This is a genomic window from Solidesulfovibrio aerotolerans (assembly GCF_009856865.1).
Taxonomy (GTDB): Bacteria; Desulfobacterota; Desulfovibrionia; order Desulfovibrionales; family Desulfovibrionaceae; genus Solidesulfovibrio; species Solidesulfovibrio aerotolerans.
The window spans coordinates 1-19,773 of record NZ_WVUD01000003.1 but is presented as its reverse complement, the minus strand read 5'-3'; the positions used below and the strand labels follow the sequence as shown (position 1 = coordinate 19,773).

At 63.9% G+C, this 19,773-nt stretch carries 20 protein-coding genes; 3 read left to right on the top strand and 17 right to left on the bottom strand.

Annotated features, from left to right (window positions below):
* Positions 1-95 precede the first annotated feature (95 nt).
* The 7 genes from GTA51_RS02875 to GTA51_RS02845 all read right to left on the bottom strand — a co-directional run bounded on the left by GTA51_RS02875 (position 96) and on the right by GTA51_RS02845 (position 5,704).
* Complete coding sequence (locus GTA51_RS02875) at positions 96-443, bottom strand: hypothetical protein (RefSeq protein WP_075355397.1); 348 nt, start codon at positions 441-443, stop codon at positions 96-98.
* Positions 444-524: 81 nt separating this feature from the next.
* Entirely contained in the window at positions 525-1,616 is a 1,092-nt protein-coding gene (gmd, locus tag GTA51_RS02870) for a GDP-mannose 4,6-dehydratase (protein ID WP_160958526.1), read from the bottom strand.
* Entirely contained in the window at positions 1,613-2,581 is a 969-nt protein-coding gene (locus GTA51_RS02865; RefSeq protein WP_160958524.1) for a GDP-mannose 4,6-dehydratase, read from the bottom strand. Before GTA51_RS02865 ends, gmd begins: the two co-directional genes overlap by 4 nt.
* A 52-nt stretch (positions 2,582-2,633) precedes the next feature.
* On the bottom strand, positions 2,634-3,137 hold the full coding sequence (locus tag GTA51_RS02860; protein WP_160958523.1) for a Fur family transcriptional regulator: 504 nt from the start codon (positions 3,135-3,137) through the stop codon (positions 2,634-2,636).
* Entirely contained in the window at positions 3,130-3,942 is an 813-nt protein-coding gene (locus tag GTA51_RS02855) for a metal ABC transporter permease (RefSeq protein ID WP_160958522.1), read from the bottom strand. Before GTA51_RS02855 ends, GTA51_RS02860 begins: the two co-directional genes overlap by 8 nt.
* Positions 3,939-4,730, bottom strand: a complete 792-nt coding sequence (locus tag GTA51_RS02850) for an ATP-binding cassette domain-containing protein (protein ID WP_160958520.1) — start codon at positions 4,728-4,730, stop codon at positions 3,939-3,941. The genes GTA51_RS02855 and GTA51_RS02850 overlap by 4 nt, the downstream gene beginning before the upstream one ends.
* Entirely contained in the window at positions 4,727-5,704 is a 978-nt protein-coding gene (locus tag GTA51_RS02845; RefSeq protein ID WP_246197931.1) for a metal ABC transporter solute-binding protein, Zn/Mn family, read from the bottom strand. Before GTA51_RS02845 ends, GTA51_RS02850 begins: the two co-directional genes overlap by 4 nt.
* A gap of 242 nt (positions 5,705-5,946) precedes the next feature.
* On the opposite strand from GTA51_RS02845, the gene GTA51_RS02840 reads away from it, so the two are divergent.
* The 3 genes from GTA51_RS02840 (at position 5,947) to GTA51_RS02830 (ending at position 8,769) form a co-directional block, all read left to right on the top strand.
* The gene (locus GTA51_RS02840) at positions 5,947-6,213 is read left to right on the top strand and encodes a hypothetical protein (protein ID WP_160958796.1); all 267 of its coding nucleotides are present in this window, start codon (positions 5,947-5,949) and stop codon (positions 6,211-6,213) included.
* 79 nt (positions 6,214-6,292) lie between these two features.
* Positions 6,293-7,171, top strand: a complete 879-nt coding sequence (gene dapA, locus GTA51_RS02835) for a 4-hydroxy-tetrahydrodipicolinate synthase (RefSeq protein WP_160958517.1) — start codon at positions 6,293-6,295, stop codon at positions 7,169-7,171.
* A 92-nt stretch (positions 7,172-7,263) separates the two neighbouring features.
* Entirely contained in the window at positions 7,264-8,769 is a 1,506-nt protein-coding gene (locus tag GTA51_RS02830; RefSeq protein ID WP_160958515.1) for an ATP-binding cassette domain-containing protein, read from the top strand.
* On the opposite strand, the gene GTA51_RS02825 is transcribed toward GTA51_RS02830, so the two are convergent.
* The 10 genes from GTA51_RS02825 to xseA all read right to left on the bottom strand — a co-directional run bounded on the left by GTA51_RS02825 (position 8,735) and on the right by xseA (position 19,696).
* Positions 8,735-9,667 carry a mechanosensitive ion channel domain-containing protein gene (locus GTA51_RS02825; RefSeq protein ID WP_160958513.1) on the bottom strand — a complete coding sequence of 311 codons (933 nt, stop codon included), beginning with the start codon at positions 9,665-9,667 and terminating at the stop codon, positions 8,735-8,737. The genes GTA51_RS02830 and GTA51_RS02825 overlap by 35 nt on opposite strands.
* Before the next feature lie 115 nt (positions 9,668-9,782).
* The gene (locus GTA51_RS02820; RefSeq protein ID WP_160958511.1) at positions 9,783-10,379 is read right to left on the bottom strand and encodes an O-methyltransferase; all 597 of its coding nucleotides are present in this window, start codon (positions 10,377-10,379) and stop codon (positions 9,783-9,785) included.
* Positions 10,380-10,411: 32 nt separating this feature from the next.
* Positions 10,412-10,873: a flagellar basal body-associated FliL family protein gene (locus tag GTA51_RS02815; protein WP_160958510.1), complete on the bottom strand. Its 462-nt coding sequence runs from the start codon at positions 10,871-10,873 to the stop codon at positions 10,412-10,414.
* Positions 10,874-10,986: 113 nt separating this feature from the next.
* A complete protein-coding gene (locus tag GTA51_RS02810; RefSeq protein ID WP_160958508.1) occupies positions 10,987-13,203 on the bottom strand; it encodes a malate synthase G in 2,217 nt (738 codons plus the stop codon).
* Positions 13,204-13,640: 437 nt separating this feature from the next.
* A complete protein-coding gene (locus GTA51_RS02805; RefSeq protein WP_160958506.1) occupies positions 13,641-13,883 on the bottom strand; it encodes a hypothetical protein in 243 nt (80 codons plus the stop codon).
* A gap of 120 nt (positions 13,884-14,003) precedes the next feature.
* Positions 14,004-14,975, bottom strand: coding sequence for a deoxyhypusine synthase family protein (locus GTA51_RS02800; protein WP_160958504.1), 972 nt, complete (start codon positions 14,973-14,975; stop codon positions 14,004-14,006).
* Between the two features lie 216 nt (positions 14,976-15,191).
* Positions 15,192-17,093: a 1-deoxy-D-xylulose-5-phosphate synthase gene (gene dxs, locus GTA51_RS02795; RefSeq protein WP_160958502.1), complete on the bottom strand. Its 1,902-nt coding sequence runs from the start codon at positions 17,091-17,093 to the stop codon at positions 15,192-15,194.
* A 37-nt stretch (positions 17,094-17,130) separates the two neighbouring features.
* Complete coding sequence (locus GTA51_RS02790) at positions 17,131-18,030, bottom strand: farnesyl diphosphate synthase (protein ID WP_160958500.1); 900 nt, start codon at positions 18,028-18,030, stop codon at positions 17,131-17,133.
* Complete coding sequence (gene xseB, locus GTA51_RS02785; protein ID WP_160958498.1) at positions 18,027-18,290, bottom strand: exodeoxyribonuclease VII small subunit; 264 nt, start codon at positions 18,288-18,290, stop codon at positions 18,027-18,029. Before xseB ends, GTA51_RS02790 begins: the two co-directional genes overlap by 4 nt.
* The gene (gene xseA, locus GTA51_RS02780; protein ID WP_160958496.1) at positions 18,287-19,696 is read right to left on the bottom strand and encodes an exodeoxyribonuclease VII large subunit; all 1,410 of its coding nucleotides are present in this window, start codon (positions 19,694-19,696) and stop codon (positions 18,287-18,289) included. The genes xseB and xseA overlap by 4 nt, the downstream gene beginning before the upstream one ends.
* Positions 19,697-19,773 lie beyond the last annotated feature (77 nt).

Below are 19,773 nucleotides of genomic sequence, written 5' to 3'. Positions count from 1 at the left end.
CTCCGGCCGCCGCAGTGGGCCGGGGCGGTCTTTGGGAAGGAGGAAACAAATGCGCCGCCGCCCGAAGTGTTCGGGCGGCGGCTTGGGGCCGTGGCTTATTTCTTGAGCAGATTGGAGATGTTGCCACCCTTGCCGGCCAGGGAGGACAGATTCTTGAGATCGCCGGTGGTGGACAGGGTCAGGTTGCTGGTGGCTTCAAGATACCGGGTCTGCAGTTCGTCGGGGAACTTTTTAAACTGGTACAGAATATGGGCACCGGCGATCTCGCCGCCGATTTCGGTCTCAAAGGGATAGCCGAAGGGCAGCAGCATCATCTGCACGCCCTGCTGGGAGGGAATGGTCTGCAGCATGGCCACTTCGGTCAGTTTGCCCTCGGCCTCGTCCCATTTGCCGAGGACGGTTTCGCCGTTTATGAGTTTCACGAGACGGATGTCGTAAGCCATGTGTCGTTCTCCTTGGTGTTTGGCGTCCAGGCGCCGAAGTATTGAGCTAGATACGGCCAGGGGCCGTGTCAAGCCAGGCGGCTATTCGTTGCCGTCGAAAACGGTATATCCTTCGCTTTTGCACAGGGCGTCGCGCTGGGCGTCGCGCAAATCGCACCGCACCATCTCGGCCACCATCTCCTCAAGGGTGATGCGCGGCTGCCAGCCCAGGCGCTCCCGGGCCTTGGTGGGATCGCCCAAGAGCGTCTCCACTTCCGTGGGCCGGAAATAGCGGGAATCCACAGCCACCAGACACTGGCCGGTATTGGCGTCGTAGCCTTTCTCATCGGCCCCGGTACCCTCGAAGCGGACGGTGATGCCCAGCTCGGCCGCAGCCATGGTCACGAAATCGCGCACAGAGTGCTGCCGGCCGGTGGCGATGACGAAATCGTCAGGCGCGTCCTGCTGGAGCATGAGCCACTGCATTTCCACGTAGTCCTTGGCATGGCCCCAGTCGCGAAGGGCTGAAAGGTTGCCCAGATACAGGCAGTCCTGGAGTCCCAGCTTGATGCGCGCCATGGCCCGGGTGATCTTGCGGGTGACGAAGGTCTCGCCCCGAATGGGCGACTCGTGGTTAAACAAAATGCCGTTGCAGGCGTACATGCCATAGGCTTCACGGTAATTGACCGTGATCCAGTAGGCGTACATCTTGGCCACGGCATAGGGGCTTCGGGGATAAAACGGGGTCCGTTCGGTCTGCGGTGTTTCCACCACCTGGCCGAACAACTCCGAAGTGGAGGCCTGATAGAACCGGGTGTGCTTTTCCAGCCCCAAAATACGCACGGCTTCAAGCAGGCGCAGCGTTCCCAGGGCATCCACATCAGCGGTGTATTCCGGGGACTCAAACGATACCTTGACGTGGCTCTGGGCGGCCAGATTATACAGTTCGTCCGGCCGGACCTGCTGGATGATGCGGATTAAATTGGTGGAATCAGACAAGTCGCCGTAGTGCAGGACGAACTTGCGGCCGGTGTCGTGGGGGTCGCGGTACAGGTGATCAATGCGCTGGGTATTAAAAAGCGAGGCCCGGCGTTTGATGCCGTGGACTTCATAGCCTTTTTGCAGCAGCAGTTCGGCCAGATATGCCCCATCCTGGCCGGTAATACCGGTGATCAGCGCAACTTTGCGTTTCATTTCGAGGCTATCTCCTGTTGTTCGTGGGCGGCCATGGCCCGGGCCACGTCGGCCGGGGACATGGTAGCCTTCCAGCCGAGTTCGCGGGCGGCCTTGGCCGGATTGGCCCGGCTGACGGCAATGTCGGCAGGCCGGAAAAGTTCGGGATCGACAACGACATGCGCGCGCCAGTCCAGGCCCAGGGCGGCAAAGGCCTCGGCCACAAACTCCTGCAAGGTGATGGTCGTCCCGGTTGCGATAACGAAATCCTCGGGAACCTCGCGCTGGAGCATGTGCCACATGGCCTCGACGTACTGCGGGGCGTAGCCCCAGTCCCGGGCCACGTCGATGTTGCCCAGGCGCAAGGTTTCGCCGGAACCGGCGGCGATGCGGGCGGCGGCGGCCACGATCTTGCGGGTGACGAAACGCTTGGGGCGCAGCGGCGACTCGTGGTTGAAAAGGATGCCGTTGCAGGCATACAGGCTGTAGGCGTCGCGGTAGTTGACCACCTCGAAATGGGCGGCCGCCTTGGCCACGGCATAGGGGCTTCGCGGGGCAAAGGGGGTCTGCTCGTTGGCAGGTTCACCGCCGGTGTCGCCGAAGCAGTCGCTGGAGGAGGCGTGGTAGAGCCTGGCCGGGGCACCGAGAAAGCGCACGGCTTCCAGCAGATTGAGCGTCCCGACGCCGATGGACATGAAGGTTTCCACGGGCTGGTCAAAGGACAGCCCAACCGAAGACTGCCCGGCCAGATGGTAGATCTCGTCAGGCTTGACCTTGGCCAGTACGGTCAGGACACTGCGGAAATCGGTCAGCGTCACGGAATGGACGTCCACCCGCTCCCGGATGCCCAGGGCGTCGAGGCTGGCAAAAGACGCCATTTGGGCGTCGCGGGACGTGCCGGCCACTTGATAGCCCTTATCCAGCAGCAATTGCGCCAGATAGGCACCGTCCTGGCCTGAAACGCCAAAAATGAGGGCTTGTTTCATAAATAATGGGTAAGGCATCCAGAGGGGAGCGGTCAACGCGTACGTTCTGCCTTTAAGAGTTTCCAGACCCGGCGTCAACAGGCGTCTCGGGTACAGAGGGCTTTCGACGGCAGGCGGCGCAAACGCCGTCGATGCGCACCTCCACCGCCACCACCTCCATGGCCAGGGCCGGCCCCAAAGCGGCCATATCCACCACGCCCTCGACGCCCGGCAGACACTCCATGCGCCCGCAGCGCAGACAGTAGGCATGGCAATGAGGCCGCCCGGCACTTCCCGGCTCCAGACAGTAGCGCAAGGCCCGGTCGCCGGAACTGTGCCGTCGGGCCAGCCCCTTTTCCACAAAGAGATCCAGGATGCGGTACAACGTCACCTTGTTGGCCCGGTGCTGGTCCTGGACCAGGGCCAGGATATCGCCGGCCGGCAGCGCCCGCCCTTCCCGGGCCAACACCTGGATCACGGCCAGCCGCAATGGTGTCGGATCGATGCCGGCACGCTTAAGCACCGTTTCGGTGCTGGCATGGTTTGCCGCCTCCGGCGTCGTTGGCAGTTCATCCATAACGCTTGCGAGCCAACCCTGGAGCCAGGGAGATGAAAAAGACGCCCGCTGCCACGGCAATAATGGCCGCGCCCGAGGTCAGATTGAATTGGTAGGCCAGGACCAGCCCGGACAGGCAGAAGACAACGTTGAGCGCTGCGGCCCAGACCATGGCCCATCCCAGCGACGCCGCCCGGCGCACGGCCAGACTCGGGGCCACGGAAAGAAGCGCTATGACCAAAATAAGCCCGGCCACCCGGATAAGGAGCACCACCGACACCGCCGCCAGGGCCGTCAGCAGACAATGGAGCAACCCCACCGGCACGCCGCGCACGGCTGCAAATTCCCGGTCAAAGGCCATGGCCACAAAGCCGTTGTAATAGCGCAAGGTGGCGGCCAGGAGCACGACGTCCAGGCCGGCCAGGGCGTAGAGGTCGGCGGTCGGCACCGTTATAATGCTGCCGAAAAGATAGCTCATGAGATCCGGCTTATAGCCCGGGGTGAGGTCGAGCAGGATGATGCCAAAGGCCATGCCGGCGGCCCAAAGGACACCGATGACCGTGTCGGTGTCCTCAATGCGGCGCAGGGTGATGGCGGCCATGGCCAGGGCGGCAACCACGGTGAAGCCCACGGTGACAGGCAGGACTGGCAACGCCAGAAAATAGGCCAGTCCCACCCCGCCGTAGGCGGCATGGGCCGCCCCGCCGGCCAGAAAGACCATGCGGTTGGCAACAACCAGCGTGCCGATCAGCCCGCAGCACACGGCGGCCAACAAGGCCGCCAGCACGGCGTTTTGCATAAACGGCAGGGACAAATCGGCAATCATCGCGTCTCCAAAGGCGTCAATCCGGCCAGATCGGGCGGCATGCGGCGCAAAAAGGCGTCCATGGGACAGGTATGGCTGTGCACGCCGTAGAGCAGATCCAGCATGTCCTGGTTCAGTCTTGGCTCGGGGGCATAGGACAGCCGACCGTTGATGCAGGCGGCCGCCGTGACTCCGGCGGCCAGGATGCTCAAGTCATGGCTGACCACCAGCGAGGTGACGCCTTCGCCGATGCGGGCCAGCACCTCGTAAAGACAAAACTTCCCCTGGGGATCAATGTTGGCCGTGGGTTCATCGAGAATGAGCAGGCCCGGCTCGGCTACCAAGGCCCGGGCAATGAGTGTGCGCTGCTTCTGGCCGCCCGAGAGTTCGCAAAACCGCTTGTCGGCAAGGCCGGGCATCTCCACCCGGGCCAGGGCCGCATCGGCCCTGGCCACTTCTTCGGCCGTGTAGCGAAAGCCGTTGCGCCCCGGGCGCAGCAGTCCCATAAGCACCACTTCGCGCACCCGCACCGGCAGGTCGCGCCGCTCGGCCACGCCGTCCAGGCGCTGGGGCACATAGCCGATGCGGGCACTCTGGCGGCCCGGAACATCCCCAAAGACCGTGATGGTCCCCGAGGTCGGCGTCAGGATGCCAAGAATGAGCTTTAAAAGCGTGGTCTTGCCGCCGCCGTTGGGGCCAAGCACGGCCAGACGCTGGCCCGAGGCCACCGTAAGGCTTATATCCGAAAGCACGTCCTGACCGTTATAGGCAAAGGTCAGGTCGCGAATTTCGACGACGGGTTCGGTCACTTGGCCTCCGTTTTGCCGGCAATACCCTGGCGCAGGGCCGTGGCTGCAGCCGTGAGACCGCCCGGCCAGTCCTCGGCCAGCGGATCAATGGCTGCGGTGGTGCCGCCGATACCCTTGGCAATGGTTTCGGCCTGGGCAGCGCTCATCTGCGGCTGGATGAAAACAACTTTGATGCCATCAGCCTTGGCTTCTTTCATAACCGCAGCCAGGGCCTTGGGCCCGGGTTCGCGGCCGAGTTGTTCGATGGGCTCTTGGGTGAGCCCGTAGTCCCGGGCGAAATACCCCCAGGACGGATGAAACACCATAAATTTATGCTCGCCCGGGGGCAGATCGGCAAAGGTCTTGCGGATGTCGGCATCCAGGGCGTCACAGGCGGCGGCAAAACGGTCGTAGCCGGCGGCGTAGTCGGCCGCGCCCTCGGGATCGGCCTTAACCAGGGCGTCGCGCATGGAAGCGCCAAGCGTTTTGGCCAGTTTCGGCGACAGCCAGACATGGGGATCAGGCTCGCCGTCGTGGTGGTCGTGGCCTTCCTCGGCTTTGGCCTTGTCGTGGCCATGCTTGTCGGCTGTTTTCGCCTTGTCGTGCCCGTGACCCTTTGCGTCCTTGGCCTGAGGCTCGTGGTCGTCATGGTCGTGGGCGGTCATGGGCATCTTCTCGATGCCGGCATCGGTGGCAACGATGGCCATCTTCGGATTGACTGCGGCAAACCGGGGCAACCAGGCCTTTTCGAAATCCATGCCGATGGCGAAGTAGACGGCCGCCTTGCCCAGATCAGCCAGTTGGCGGGGTTTGGGTTCGTAGGTGTGGGCATCGGCCCCGGCCGGGACCATGACCACGACGTCGGCCCGCTCCCCGGCGATCTGCTTGAGGAAATACGCTTGGGGGGCGATGCTGACCGCCGCCAGGAGTTTGGCCTGGACTGGGGCGACAGACATGAAAATGAATCCCAGGATCAAAAGTGTTGCGCGTTGCATCGGAATACTCCTTGCCATTGTTTGGGACGTTGCCACGGGCAATGCAACAAAGTTGCACGACGAAGTCAAGAGACGATTCCGCGCGGCCCGCCGTGCCGGTTGTGTCGCAACCGGGTTGGGGGTAGGTTGCTGCGACATATAATCTGGCCCCAGTGTGGTAACGGGGCCGTCAGGAGCAATCGCACCATGAGCATGGCGATTTCCGGCTTGACCACCGGTCAAGCAGTCACACTGCTTCCCCTCTGAGTTCCCTGCCCTGCGTCGGGTGCGGCTGGTGCTGCCTGTCCGACCCGTGCGTGGAATCCCATATCCGGCATGGCTACCAGAAACGCTGCCCGGACCTTTATTGGGACGGCGGGACCAACTGCTACCGCTGCCGTTTGGCCGAAGATCCCGTCCACGGTGAGCGCTTCCGGTTCCTGCTCGGCGTCGGCCACGGCTGTTGCGCACCGCTGGTCGCCTGGCGCGACGACGTCCGGCAACGCGACCAACCGGACCCGTCCGATTGAGCGGAGCGCGCCACGCCACTTGCCGCCGCGCCAAAAACATTCTAGGAATTGACGGGGTTTCTATCCCAAGGAGGATCGTATGGAGTTTCGCGGCGCAATCACGGCGTTGGTGACGCCATTTCGAAACGGCGAAGTCGATGAAGAGGCCTTTCGCGCGTTTATCGAATGGCAGATCGAGCAGGGCATCCACGGCCTTGTCCCTTGCGGTACCACGGGCGAATCCGCCACGTTGTCCCATGAGGAGCACAAACGGGTCATCCGCATCTGCGTCGATCAGGTCAAAGGCCGTGTGCCTGTCCTGGCCGGGGCCGGCTCCAACAACACCCGCGAGGCCATCGAACTGACCCAGGACGCCAAGGACGCCAAAGCCGACGGCGCGCTGCTCATAACGCCCTATTATAATAAGCCCACGCAAACCGGACTGGTGGCCCATTTCAAGGCCATTGCCGACCGGGTGGACATGCCCTTTATCGTTTATAACGTGCCCAGCCGCACGGCGGTCAATCTGCTCCCCGAGACGCTGGCCATCCTTAAAAAAGAGATCCGCCAGGTCATCGGCGTCAAGGAAGCCACCGGCGACCTCAATCAGGTCTCGCGCGTGCTGGAATTTTGCGGCGAGGACTTTCAAGTGCTCTCCGGCGACGACTTCACCGCCCTGCCTTCCATGACCATCGGCGGTTGCGGCGTCATCTCAGTCGTGTCCAACTTCGTGCCGAAAATGATGTCGGACATGTGCGCAGCGGCTTTAGCCGGCGACCTGAAAACGGCCAAAGCGCTCCATTACACCATGAGTCCGCTCTACCGAGTTGCCTTCATTGAGACCAACCCCGTGCCGGCCAAGACGGCGCTGGACATGATGGGCCGCTTCCCCTTCGAGGTGCGCCTGCCCATGGTCCCCCTGGAGCCGGCCAACAAGGCCAAGCTGCAGGCTGTGCTCGCCACCGCCGGCCTCGTCTGATCCGACCGGCCACAGTGTTTCGACTCGCGGGCCTTCCGATTGGAAGGCCCGTCCTTTTTGGCAACGCCCCCAACCCCGGCAGACCACTTCCCATGCGCATCACCCTTGACCATGTCAGCGTCACCTTGGGTGGCACGCCCGCCCTGACCGACGTCTCGCTTCGCCTGGACCAGGGCGAAACACTGCTCGTGCTTGGCAGCAACGGGTCGGGCAAATCCACGCTGCTGCGCGTGCTTCGCGGCGATCTCTGGCCAGACGACGACGGCCGGGGCAGCCGCGCCTACAGCAGCGGCGACGGACCGGGCCGGGCCTCACCCATCGGCGTGCGCCACCGCTTCGGCATCGTTTCCCCGGAAATCCAGCGCAGCGTCAAACGTGTGTGGGGGCATCTGCGCGCCGAGACCGTGATCCTCTCCGGTCCCCGCGACGCCATGTACGTCCAGGGCGGACCGAATCCGGCAGAGCTGGCCGTTGCAACCGATGTCCTTTCCCGTCTTGGCCTCGCGCATCTACGCCAGGCAACGGTCGCATCGCTCTCCAACGGGCAGTTGCGGGCGGTGCTCCTGGCCCGGGCCTTGGCCTGCCGGCCGGCCATGCTTTTTCTGGATGAATTTCTCGACGGCCTCGATGCGGCCGCAACCGTGGTCGCGGCCCGGGCCATGGCCGAAGCGGCGGCCGGGGGCGCGGGGATTGTTCTGACCAGCCACCGGGGCGCGGCCCTGCCGGCGGGCGAAGCCCGGGGCATCGTCCTGGACGCCGGCCGGCTCGTCTTTGCCGGCACGGCCGAAGCGGCCCGGCAGCACGCGCACCGGCCCCAGGCCTCGCCAGCCCGGCAGACAGGGCCGTCCCCCCTGCCCCGCCCCGCGCTGCCGGGATTTACCGGCAAGGCCCCGTCCGAGCTGCCGCTGGTGGTGCTGGAGCAGGCTTCGGTCTATCTGGCGCGGCGAAAAATCCTGGACAGCCTCAACCTGACCGTGTCCCCGGGCCGGCATCTGGCTGTTTTGGGGGCTAACGGGTCGGGCAAAACCACGCTTTTTAAGCTCTTAGCCGGGGAACACCATCCGGCCCTGGGCGGCCGGGCGCTGCGGCCGGGGCTGGCCGCGCCCGAGGGACTGACCGATCTGCGCGACATCCGCCGGCGCATTGGTATGGCGTCCTTTGAGCTGGAGGCAGACTACGACAAGACGCTGCCCGCCCTGGAGCTGGTGGTCTCGGGCATCCAGGCCAGCATCGGACTCTATGCCGCGCCGTCAGACCGGGATGTGGCTGCGGCCCGGCGCTGGATGGATTTTTTTGGTGTGGCCGATCTGGCCGCGCGGCGGCTTGGGGCGTTGTCCGCTGGCCAGACGCGGCGGTTATTCCTGGCCCGGGCCATGGTGGCCGAGCCGAGGCTGCTGCTGCTGGACGAGCCTTTTTCCGGGCTGGATGCGGCCTCGCGCGTTCTCGCCATGGAAGCGGTGTCGGCAGCGGCCCGATCCGGGGCCACGGTGGTCTGCGCCGTCCACCATCTCGGGGATATCATACCGGAAATTCAGACGGTCGCCCGCCTTGCCAACGGCCGGCTCAGCTTCGATCCGCCCGCTTGCCCGTGTCCTTGACCGCAGCCTTCGTTTTCGCCTTGGCTACCACCACGATTTCGCCGGCCGCTTTGGCGTTGGGCACGAGCACCGTCTCCCCGGCCTCGGACCGGATGGCCACGTAACAGCCGCCGATGGTCTCCACCCGACCGACGATGCCGGCCAATAGGACCGCATCACCTGGCCGAAACGGCCGCAGCAGCCGCAGCATCACGCCGGCGACCACATTGGCAAAGACCCCCTGCAGGGCCAGCGCCACGATAAGCGCCCCACCGACGACTCCGGCCAGCACCCAGACCGCACCCATGGACCAGTTCCCGGCCGGTGCAGCCGGGCCGGGCACCGTCGTGTCCGTGCTCCTGGGAGCCTGACGCTGCGGCGTCGCAACGACGGTCTCCGCCACCTGGGGCGCATCGGTCGGACCGGCCTCTTTTCCCCCGGCCGGGGCCGTTGGTTTGGCCACGGCATCGGGCAGATCATGGCTTTTGATGCCGCTGCCGGGCAGGGGTGTGGCTTGCGGCACTTTCCCCGGCCGCAGTTCGATGCCCTGGCCCCCCGAGGCTACCGCCGGGGCGGCCGCTACGGCAGGCGTCGGCACAGCCGCCGGGACAGCCGGGGCAGAGGCTTCGGAACCGGCCTTGGTGGCGGCAGGAATGATGATTTCCTTGCCGAGCGGCAGACGGGCGGGATTAAGCCCCGGATTGGCCCGCAAAATGGCTGCGGCCGGCACGCCGTGCCGCAGCGCCAGCACGTTGATGGTATCCCCGGCTTTGATGACATATTTACCCGGTCCGGCGGCCAGGACGATGACCGGTGCCGGCTCGCCTGGGCGCGAGTGGCAGGGACCGGCCTGGGCAGTCAGCAGGCAGGCCGCCAACACGAGGGTCAGGGCCAAAAACTTCGCTGCGTCGCCGGTCATGGTCACCTCCCGATGTCCCGTGCCCCGCGTGGGGCAGATAGCCCAAGCAGGCTAGCACAACCCGGCCCGAAACGCCAAGGGCGGCTTTGTGTTACGCTTTAACGACACCGGGGCGTCAACGGGCGGTCCGGCGGGCCGTCAGCACGCCCGATCCGATGGGAACCACCACCGCGTCGAACCTGGGATCGGCCAGAATGCGTTCCAACACCCCCGGGATTTCGGCGGCGTGGCTGATAACGTTATCCACGGCAACAAGCCCCCCAGGCACGAGTCGGTCGGCCAGAAGTTCCACGCAGGCCAGCAACACGTCACGGTTGGCATCGACAAAAGCAAAGGCCACGCCCGCCATTGCGGCCACAATGTCCAGGGCGTCGCCGGAAACCAGCCGCACGACGTCGCTGCTGCCGGTCAGGTCGAGCGTTTGCCGGGCCAGGACCAGCTTGTCGGGATCGCGGTCAATGGAAGTCAGGACGTCGCCCCGCTGCCGGCAGGCCAATGACAGCCACAGGGCGGAATAGCCGGCGCTGGTCCCCACCTCGACCATCTGCCCGGCTGGAGCGCTGGCGGCCAGGATGGCCAGATAGCGTCCGGTATTCGGGGGTATCTGGCGCAGCCGTTGGTTATGCGGCGTGCCGTCGGCGCGGTCGGCGGCATCGATGGCTTCAAGTTCGGTCATACGCGCCAGCATGGCCGGCGAAAGATCGTGAAACATCCCCCCTCCCTGAGACGAACTGCCCCTTTGGCCTACTGAAAAACGAATTCCGCGAAATAGAGGTTTTTCACCTTATCCGGGCCGGTGTATTTGGAAAAAAGATCAATGAGTTCCTTGCGCAGGATCATTTTTCCTGAATTGGCGAGCAAATTGTCGGCCACTTTGTTCGACAGCATAAGGATGAGCTCTTCCTTGGCATCAGCTTTGACCAGCCGCTCAGCCGCCTCGTTGTCCGCGCATTCCACGATCATTTCCAGACGCAAGAAACGGTAGCCCTTGTTGCTCAAAATATTGACCACCAGCGGCCCGATGGTGATGACGCCGTTTTCAGCCTTGCCGGCTTCTTTTTTATCGCCCTTTTCCTTTTTTTCACTCTTCTCTTTTTTCTTGGAATCCCCGCCGCCGTGGCCGCCTTCCGAGGAGGCAGACACAGACGCCGGCACGGCCAAGACCAGAACCAGGAAAACGAGGAGCAGTTGCACGCCATGCCGCATGGACGATCTCCTTGCACCAGCCAACGGTTGCAACGACCAAGCGTCGCAACCGGACCGGCGAAGTGAAGCAATCAGTTTGCAGCGCATACCCGCCATGCGCCTTGTGACTAAAACTATATGACGCCCTGCGGGGACGATCCAGCCGGTGCCACAGCCTCTTCGCCCCGTGCCTTGGCCTGGCGGCGTCTGGCCGTCAGGACCGGTTCCGTATAGCCGTTGGGCTGTTCCCTGCCCAGGAAAATCAAATCCCTGGCCGCGGCAAAGGTAATGGAGGCGTCATAATCCGGGGCCATGGGCCGGTAGGCCGGGTCCAGGGCGTTTTGGCGGTCCACCACTGCCGCCATGCGCGTGAGGACAGCCCTGACCTCGGCCTCGCTGCATAGGCCGTGGCGCAGCCAATTGGCGATATGCTGGCTGGAAATGCGCAACGTTGCCCGGTCTTCCATAAGGCCCACGTCGTTTAAATCCGGCACCTTGGAACAGCCGATACCCTGGTCCACCCAGCGCGAGACATAGCCCAGGATACTTTGACAGTTGGTTTCAAGCTCCCGGGTTATGGCCTCGGGCGTTGGCCGGGACTGCCCCAGAAGCGGCAGCGTCAGCAAAATTTCCCGATTGGCCTTGTGGCGACCAGCCAGTTCGTGCTGGCGGGCGAAGACATCCACGGCGTGGTAGTGCATGGCGTGCAGCGTCGCAGCCGTGGGCGAAGGCACCCAGGCGCAATTGGCCCCGGCCCGGGGATGCTCGATCTTTACCTCCACCATCTCGGCCATGCGGTCCGGCTTGGCCCACATGCCCTTGCCGATCTGCGCTTTTCCCGAAAAACCGCACGCCAGCCCCACATCCACGTTGCCGTCCTCGTAGGCGGCCATCCAGGGCTGGGCGCGCATGTCGTTTTTGCCGACCACCGGCCCGGCTTCCATGACGGTGTGGATTTCATCGCCCGTGCGGTCGAGAAAGCCGGTATTGATAAAGATGATGCGGTCCTTGGCGGCGCGCACGCATTCCTTGAGATTGAGCGAAGTGCGCCGCTCTTCGTCCATGACGCCGATTTTAAGGGTCAGGGGCGGCAGGGCGAGCGCCTGTTCCACCCGGCCAAACAAGGCGCAGGCAAAGGCCACTTCGTCCGGGCCGTGCATCTTGGGTTTGACGATATACACGCTGCCGGTCCGGGAATTGGGCTTTGTCCCCAACCCCCGCACGTCATGCAGGCCCACCAGCCCCGTGACCAGGGCGTCGAGCATGCCTTCGGGGATTTCGTTGCCGGAAGCGTCCAAAACCGCGTCGGTGGTCATCAGGTGGCCGACGGTGCGCACCAGCAGGAGGCTGCGGCCGGGCAGGATCACGGGTGCGCCATCCGGGGCAGTAAAGACCCTGTCCTCGGCCAGCCCGCGCGACACCGTGCGCCCTCCTTTGTCAAACGAAGCGGTAAGGTCGCCCCGAAAAAGTCCCAGCAGATTGCGATAGGCCTGGGCCTTGTCCGGGCCGTCCACCACGGCCACGGAATCCTCGCAGTCGAGGATGGTGGTGAGCGCCGCTTCCAGGACCACGTCTTTGAGGCCCGAAGGACTGGCCGCACCCACGGGATGGTTGCGATCAAACAGCAATGCGACGTGCAGACCGTTGTGGCGCAGACACACTGCCGTGGGTGCCTCGGCCGCACCGGCAAAGCCCACGCATTGCTCCGGTTGGGCGAGGCCGATAGTCCGGCCATCGGCCAGGGTTGCGCGCAAACCGCCGTCCGAGACGGCGTAGGCGGCCACGTCGCTGTGGCGACCTGCGGCCAGGGGCAGGGTTTGGTCGAGAAATGAAGCGGCATACGCCACGACTGCCGCGCCGCGCACCGGATTATAACCCGGCCCCTTGGCCGCGCCGTTGGTTTCCGGGATGACGTCCGTGCCGTAGAGGGCGTCGTACAGGCTGCCCCAGCGGGAATTGGCAGCGTTTAGGGCGTAGCGGGCGTTGGTGATGGGCACGACAAGTTGCGGCCCGGCCACGGCAGCGATTTCCGGGTCAACGCCGGCGGTTTCGATGGTGAAATCCGGGCCTTCGGGCAGCAGATAGCCGATGCCGGCCAGAAAGCACTTGTAGGCCTCGGCGTCGTGGGGCGTCTCCCGCCGCTCGTTGTGCCAGACATCGATGGCGGCCTGCAGGGCGTCGCGCTTGGCGAGCAGTTCGCGGTTGCGGGGGCCAAGATCAGCAACCAACCTGGCCAGGGCGGCGAAAAAAGCTTCTGCTCCAAGGCCGGTTGCCGGCAGGATTTCGTTGGTGATGACGTCGTAGAGGTGTTTTTCAACGGACAGGCCGGCGACGGCGATACGCTGCGACATGGCGGCACTCCTTGGGACGTATGGCGCTTCCCGCCAGGCGGGTAAACAGAAAAATTTCTCAAAAAAACTGCTCCAATCGCATCAAGGCCTATCATTTGATGCCAGAGGAAAGCAATCGCTGCCAAGCGCAGCCCCATAAATCAATTCACACAGGCCAAGGTGGCTGCACAAAAATAATTATCCAGTGTACAAGAGTACTTCACGGCTGGGCATACGGGCTGCAATTGACGCAAACCGGGGCTTTCTCCCGCCGCGTGCGGCCACCTGCCGGGTGATCCCAAAAAAGTGGCCGGGAGCCAAAGCCCCCGGCCACTTTCCACGAGCGAGAAACAAGAAACTTGTGTCGCGTTCTCATAAAAAATTACTTTTTACGAGAATAGAACAATGATGACGGCAGCCTGCCGTGTCAAACCGCGTGAGGCGTGTCCAGGACGCGCCTAGGCCGCGCTGACCGTGACGACATCCTCGAATTCGGCTGTCACCTTAAAGGTCTTGCCGCCGGCTTCGACAAAAAAGTCGTTGCCAGGGAAGAGTTGGGTATTGGCCGTAAACGAATCGCCCACGTAAATGTCTTTGGCCTCGCCGTTGGTTTCAAAACGGATGGTCGTGCCGTCGCCAAGCGTTACCATTTGTTCGTGGTCGATGCTGACCGGCAGATCGGCTTCGGTAAAATTGCTCACGGTCTCCTCCAGGTTTGGCGGTTTCCTGCATACAAGCACCCGCGCCGTGCGGATTGTAACCAGAGGGATGCGGCCTTTTTCTACGCCCGATCCTCCCGAAAGCAAAGACTTTTATCGGTTTTACCAGCCCAGCACGTAGGCAAAAATCAGCGGTGCCACAATGGAGGCGTCGGAATTGATCATAAACCGGGGCGTATCGATATCGAGCTTGCCCCAGGTGATCTTTTCATTGGGGACCGCGCCGGAATAGGAGCCGTAGGAGGTGGTGGAATCACCGATCTGGGCGAAATAGGCCCAAAACGGCGTGTCTTCGCGTTCCAGGTCCTGAATGAGCATGGGCACCACGCAGATGGGAAAATCCGCTGCGATGCCGCCGCCGATCTGGAAAAAGCCGATGGGCGTGCCGGCCTTGCCCTGCTCGGTGTACCACTGGGCCAACACTTCCATCTGCTCGGTGCCGGTGCGGATGGCGCTGTGGCTCTTGACGTGGCCGAGGATCACTTCGGCGCAAAAGATATTGCCCAGCGTGCTGTCTTCAAAACCCGGCGAATAGATGGTCAGGCCCTTTTCCTTGGCCGCCAGCACCCAGGAATGCTCCTTGGGAACCTGAAAAAACTGCTCGATATCGGGCTGATCCAACAGCGCGTACATGTATTCGTAGGGGAACATGGGCTTGCCGGAATCGGCAGCGGCGGCCCACAACTTGGAGATACGGCGCTGCACCTGACGCAGCACCCCTTCGGGAATGCAGGTATCGGTGACACGATTAAATCCCTGGTCGTACAGCGCCTTTTCCGCTTCGGGCGAAAGGTCGCGGTATTCGGGGACCATCTTGTATTCGTTGTGATTGAAGAGATTAAACAGATCCTCTTCAAGGTTGGCGGCGGTGCAGCTGATGGCGTGGACCTTGTCCTGGCGGATCATCTCGGCCAGGGAAATGCCCAGTTCGCAGGTGCTCATGGCCCCGGCCATGGTGAGAAACATCTTGCCGCCCCGGCCCAGCAGGTCGTTCCAGGCCTTGGCTGCGTCAAGGGTCTCGCGGGCGTTGAAGTGACGGAAATTGGTTTCCATGAAACGGGATATGGAAGACATTGTAACTCCTTGGGTTAATCCTCGGCAGTGCCGCCCCCGCAATGGCCGGCCTGCTCCTTGATGGCGTCCGGGAAACCGGGCAAAAAGCCCTCAAAAACAGTCGTGTTCCCCTGGCGCAAGGCTTTGACCATATCCTCTCAGGCCCGCACCGTCCAGACAGAACAGGCCGTCCAGGCCAACGGCCAACGCACCGGGCACTGCGCCCCACATGTCCGGCTACAGCCCAAGCAGGCGCAAAAGGGCTGCCTTGATGCCGCTCTGGTCGATGCCGCACAGCGCCCGCAGGGCCTTTTGCGCGCCGTGCTCCACAAAGGCGTCAGGCAGGCCCAGACGCGTGATGGTGAGGCCGGAGAGCGCCCCGGCGTCGGAAAGCAGCTCCACCACGGCCGAACCGAAACCGCCCTGGAGCACATTTTCCTCCACCGTCAGCCACAACGGATAGCGGCCGGCCAGTTCCAAAAGCTGGTCCTTGGGCAAGGGCTTTATAAAGCGGGCGTTAAAGACCGCCACTTCCCTGCCTGTTTCGCGCGCCAGGGCATCGGCTGCGGCCACGGCCGGCATAACCCGGCTGCCGATGGCCACGACCAGGGCATCGGTCCCCTGGCGCACCAAAACGCCCTGGCCAAGCGGCAACGGTTCGGCCGTCTGGGGCACAGGCAGGCCCACGCCGGCTCCCCGGGGATAGCGGATGGCGACCGGGCCGGGATGGGCCAGGGCGGTGGCCAGCATGGCTGGCAGTTCGGCTTCGCTGCCCGGAGCCATGAAAACGAGGTTGGGAATGTGGCGCAGAAAGGAAATGTCAAAGGCCCCGTGATGGGTGGCCCCGTCCTCGCCCACAAGGCCGCCCCGGTCGAGGCAAAAGGTCACGGGCAGCTCCTGCAGGCAGACATCGTGGACGATCTGGTCGTAGGAGCGCTGCATGAAGGTGGAATAGATGGCCACCACCGGCTTGAACCCGGCTATAGCCAGACCGGCGGCAAAGGTGACGGCGTGCTGTTCGCATATGCCGACATCGACAAAGCGCTCGGGCAGCTCGGTGGCGAAACGGGACAGGCCCGTGCCCTCGGGCATGGCAGCGGTGATGGCCATGACCCGGGGATCGGCCTTGGCCGCCGCCAGCAAGGCCTCGCCAAAGACCTGCGTATAGCTTGGCGCACACACCCCGGGCTTTTCCACCAAGCCGGTTTCCGGCTCAAAACAGCCCACGCCATGGAAATAGGTGGGATTGCTCTCGGCCGGTTCGTAGCCCCGGCCCTTTTTGGTGAGCACATGGACCAGCACCGGACCTTCGATCCCTTTGATTTCCTTGAAAACTTCGATGAGCCGTTCGGTGTTGTGGCCGTCGATGGGACCGAGGTAATTAAAGCGAAAGGCCTCAAACAGCATGCCGGGCGTAAAAAAGCTTTTAAACGATTCCTCGCCGCGCCGGACATAGCCCATCAGGTCGCCGCCATAGGGCAGCGAGCCGATCCAGCTTTCCATGTCCTTTTTCAGCCGCTTGACCCAGCGCTGGTTGAGTTTGCGGCTCAAAAACAGCGAGAGCGCCCCGACGTTTTTGGAAATCGACATCTCGTTGTCGTTTAAAACGACGATAAGCCGCCCGCCCCAGCCCCCAGCCTGATTGAGCCCCTCATAGGCCAGACCGGCGGTCATGGAGCCGTCGCCGATGATGGCCACCACGTCGTGGTCCTCGCCCTTGCGGTCCCGGGCCATGGCCAGCCCCAGGGCCGCCGAGATGGAGGTGCTGGAGTGGCCGACGCCGAAATGATCGTAGGGGCTTTCGGCCGGGCGCGGGAAGCCGCTTATGCCGCCCATGGTGCGCAAGGTGTGAAATTCTTCCTGGCGGCCGGTGAGGATCTTGTAGGCATAGGCCTGATGCCCCACGTCCCAGACCAGCTTGTCGCGGCCGGGATCAAAGGCGGCGAGCAAAGCCACGGTCAGCTCCACGACGCCCAGCGACGGGGCCAGATGGCCGCCGTTCATGGACACCGTGCCAATAATGACCTGCCGGATTTCCTCGGCCAGTACGGTCCGCTCTTCAGCGGAAAGATCGGCCACGTCATGCGGATGCCTGATGCGCGGGAGGATGCGAAGGGCCGTATCGCTCATTGCCGTCATTGCGTCTGTTCCTTGTCCCTGCCCGGGCGTACTGGCGTTACTGCACCCGCACCACGATGTAGCGGGCCAAATCCCGCAAAAATTCGGACGCCTCGCCACGGTACGGTTCGATGGCGGCCACGGCAGCGGCCACGCGTTCCTCGGCCAGCCGGCGGCTTTCGTCAAGGCCGATCATGCTGGGATAGGTATTTTTACCCTGCTCCCGGTCGCTGCCCACAGGCTTGCCAAGGGTCGCGGCGTCGCCGATCTCATCGAGAATGTCGTCAACGATCTGAAAGGCCGCGCCCACGGCCTCGCCGTATTCCCGCGCCCGGGCCACACCCTCTTCGCCAGCCCCGGCCAGGATCGCCCCGCACACGCAGGAGGCGGTAATGAGCGCTCCGGTTTTAAGGGTCTGCATCCGGGCCAGCTCGGCCAGGGTCAGGCCATCCCGGGCGGTGTAGTCCATGTCGAGGACCTGCCCGCCCACCATGCCGGCCGCTCCAGCCGCTTTGGCCGCCTCGGACAAGGCCGGCAGAACCAGCTCGGCCGCCACTCCCGGCCAGGTCCGGCCCATGCAGCCAAAGGCTTCGGTCAAAAGGGCATCGCCGGCTAAAATGGCCCCGGCCTCGCCAAAAACTTTGTGATTGGACGGCCGGCCGCGACGCAGATCGTCGTCGTCCATGGCCGGCAGATCATCGTGGACCAGCGAATAGGTGTGGATCAACTCAAACCCGGCGGCAAAGGGCATGACGCGACCCCGCTGGGCCTCAAACAGCTCGGCAAAGGTCAGACACAAGACCGGCCGCAGCCGCTTGCCGCCGGCCAGGAGCGAATATTCCATGGCGGCAAGCAGATTCTCCGGCACGCCGCGCTCACGCAGGCGCACCCCGAACCGCTCCCGCAGATAGACCTCGACCTCGGCCGCCAGCGCAGCCAACCTTTCTTTTACCGTCACGACTCCTCCCCGGCAGCACCGGCCAGACCGGCGGCCTCGTCGTCTGTCACCGCAAACGGCCGCAGCGTCCCGTCTTCGCCGGCCAGGGCGATTTCCATGCGGGCGGCTTCCAACCGTTTGCGACAGGTTCCCACCAGCCCCATGCCCTCTTTATACAGGGCCACGCCCTTTTCCAGCGGCACGTCGCCGGCTTCCAGGCGCACGGCTATTCGCTCCAACCGTTCCAAGGCCTTCTCGAAGGATTCTTCTTTCACGCTCACGACTTGTCTCCAGCATCCGGCTCGCCGTCCGTCACCACGGCCCGGACGCGGCCTTCATACACCATGATGTCCAGCTTGTCGCCAGGGCGCACGTCAGCCTGCCGACGCAAAAATTTCCCCGTACGCGCCACCGTGGTCAGGCTGTAGCCCCGGGCCAGCGGTGCGGCCGGATCAAGGCCGGTGAGATGCGCCCCGGCCAGTACCAGCCGTTGCTGCTGCTCGGCCACAAACAGCTTCGCCGCTGCGGCCAAGCGCTCGACACGCCGGGCCAAAGCCTCCTGCCTGGCGTCCAGGCTCTGGGCATCAAAGCGCCGGGACACCCGGGCCGTAAGGCCATCCAACCGCCGGTCCAGCCCGTCCAGATAGCCGGTCCCGGCCCTGGTCAAGCGCTGGTTCGCACCGTCAAAGGATTGCGTCAGCCGATCCAGCCGGCGCGACGGCGACAGCCAGGCCAGCCCCCGGGCCAGCACGGCCAGTTCCCGCTCGCGGCTGGCCAGCAGCGCACCAATGATGCGCTTGACGGCCAGTTCGGCGTCGTCCACCCGCTGGGCCAGCATCCCCCGCTCGGGCCACAGCAGTTGGGCGGCATGGGAGGGCGTGGCGGCGCGCACATCGGCCACCATGTCGGCGATGGTGACATCAACCTCGTGGCCGACACCGGTCAAGACCGGCACCGGCGAAGCGAAAATGGCCCGGGCCACATCCGACGTATTAAAGGCCCACAAATCTTCCAGGGAACCGCCGCCGCGAAGAAGGACCAGCACCTCGGCCCAGTCGTCGGCCACGGCCCGCAGCATGGCCCGCACAATGCCGGCCGGGGCGGCCTCGCCCTGGACCAGGGTCGGATAGACGCGCACTTGACTCCCGTGCCCCCGCTCGCGGCCGATGCGGATAAAATCGCGCACTGCAGCACCGGTCGGGGCCGTTATGACCGCCACCCGGGTCGCATGGGGCGGCAGTTGCCGCTTTCTGCCCGCGTCGAAATAGCCTTTAGCCGCCAGATCTTTTTTAAGGGCCTCAAATTCCAGCCACAACCGCCCGGCCCCGACCTCCTGCACCACCTCGGCCACGAGCTGGTACACGCCGCGCGGCGCATAAACCGTCAGCCGCCCGGCCACCATGACTTCCATGCCGTCAGTGATCGACTCGGCCAGCGGCCGGTCCAAAACCTCGCCGGTCAGCGGATCATAACGCTCGCCGCCAGCCGACACTTTCCCGGCCTGGGCACCGCGAAACCACACCACGGACAACGAAGCCTCGGCGTCACGCAAGGAAAAATACAAATGCCCCGAACCCGGACGCGACAGGTTCACCACCTGCCCGCGCACCCAGACAAACGGGAACTCGGACTCGACCACGTCCTTTAAAGACCGCGTCAACTCACCGACTTCAAATATATGGGGCATGCGTGCGTCCGGGGGGGGAGAGGAAGACTGGGGGAGGGAACCCCTTTTTGAAAAAAGGGGTTCCCTCCCCCAGACCC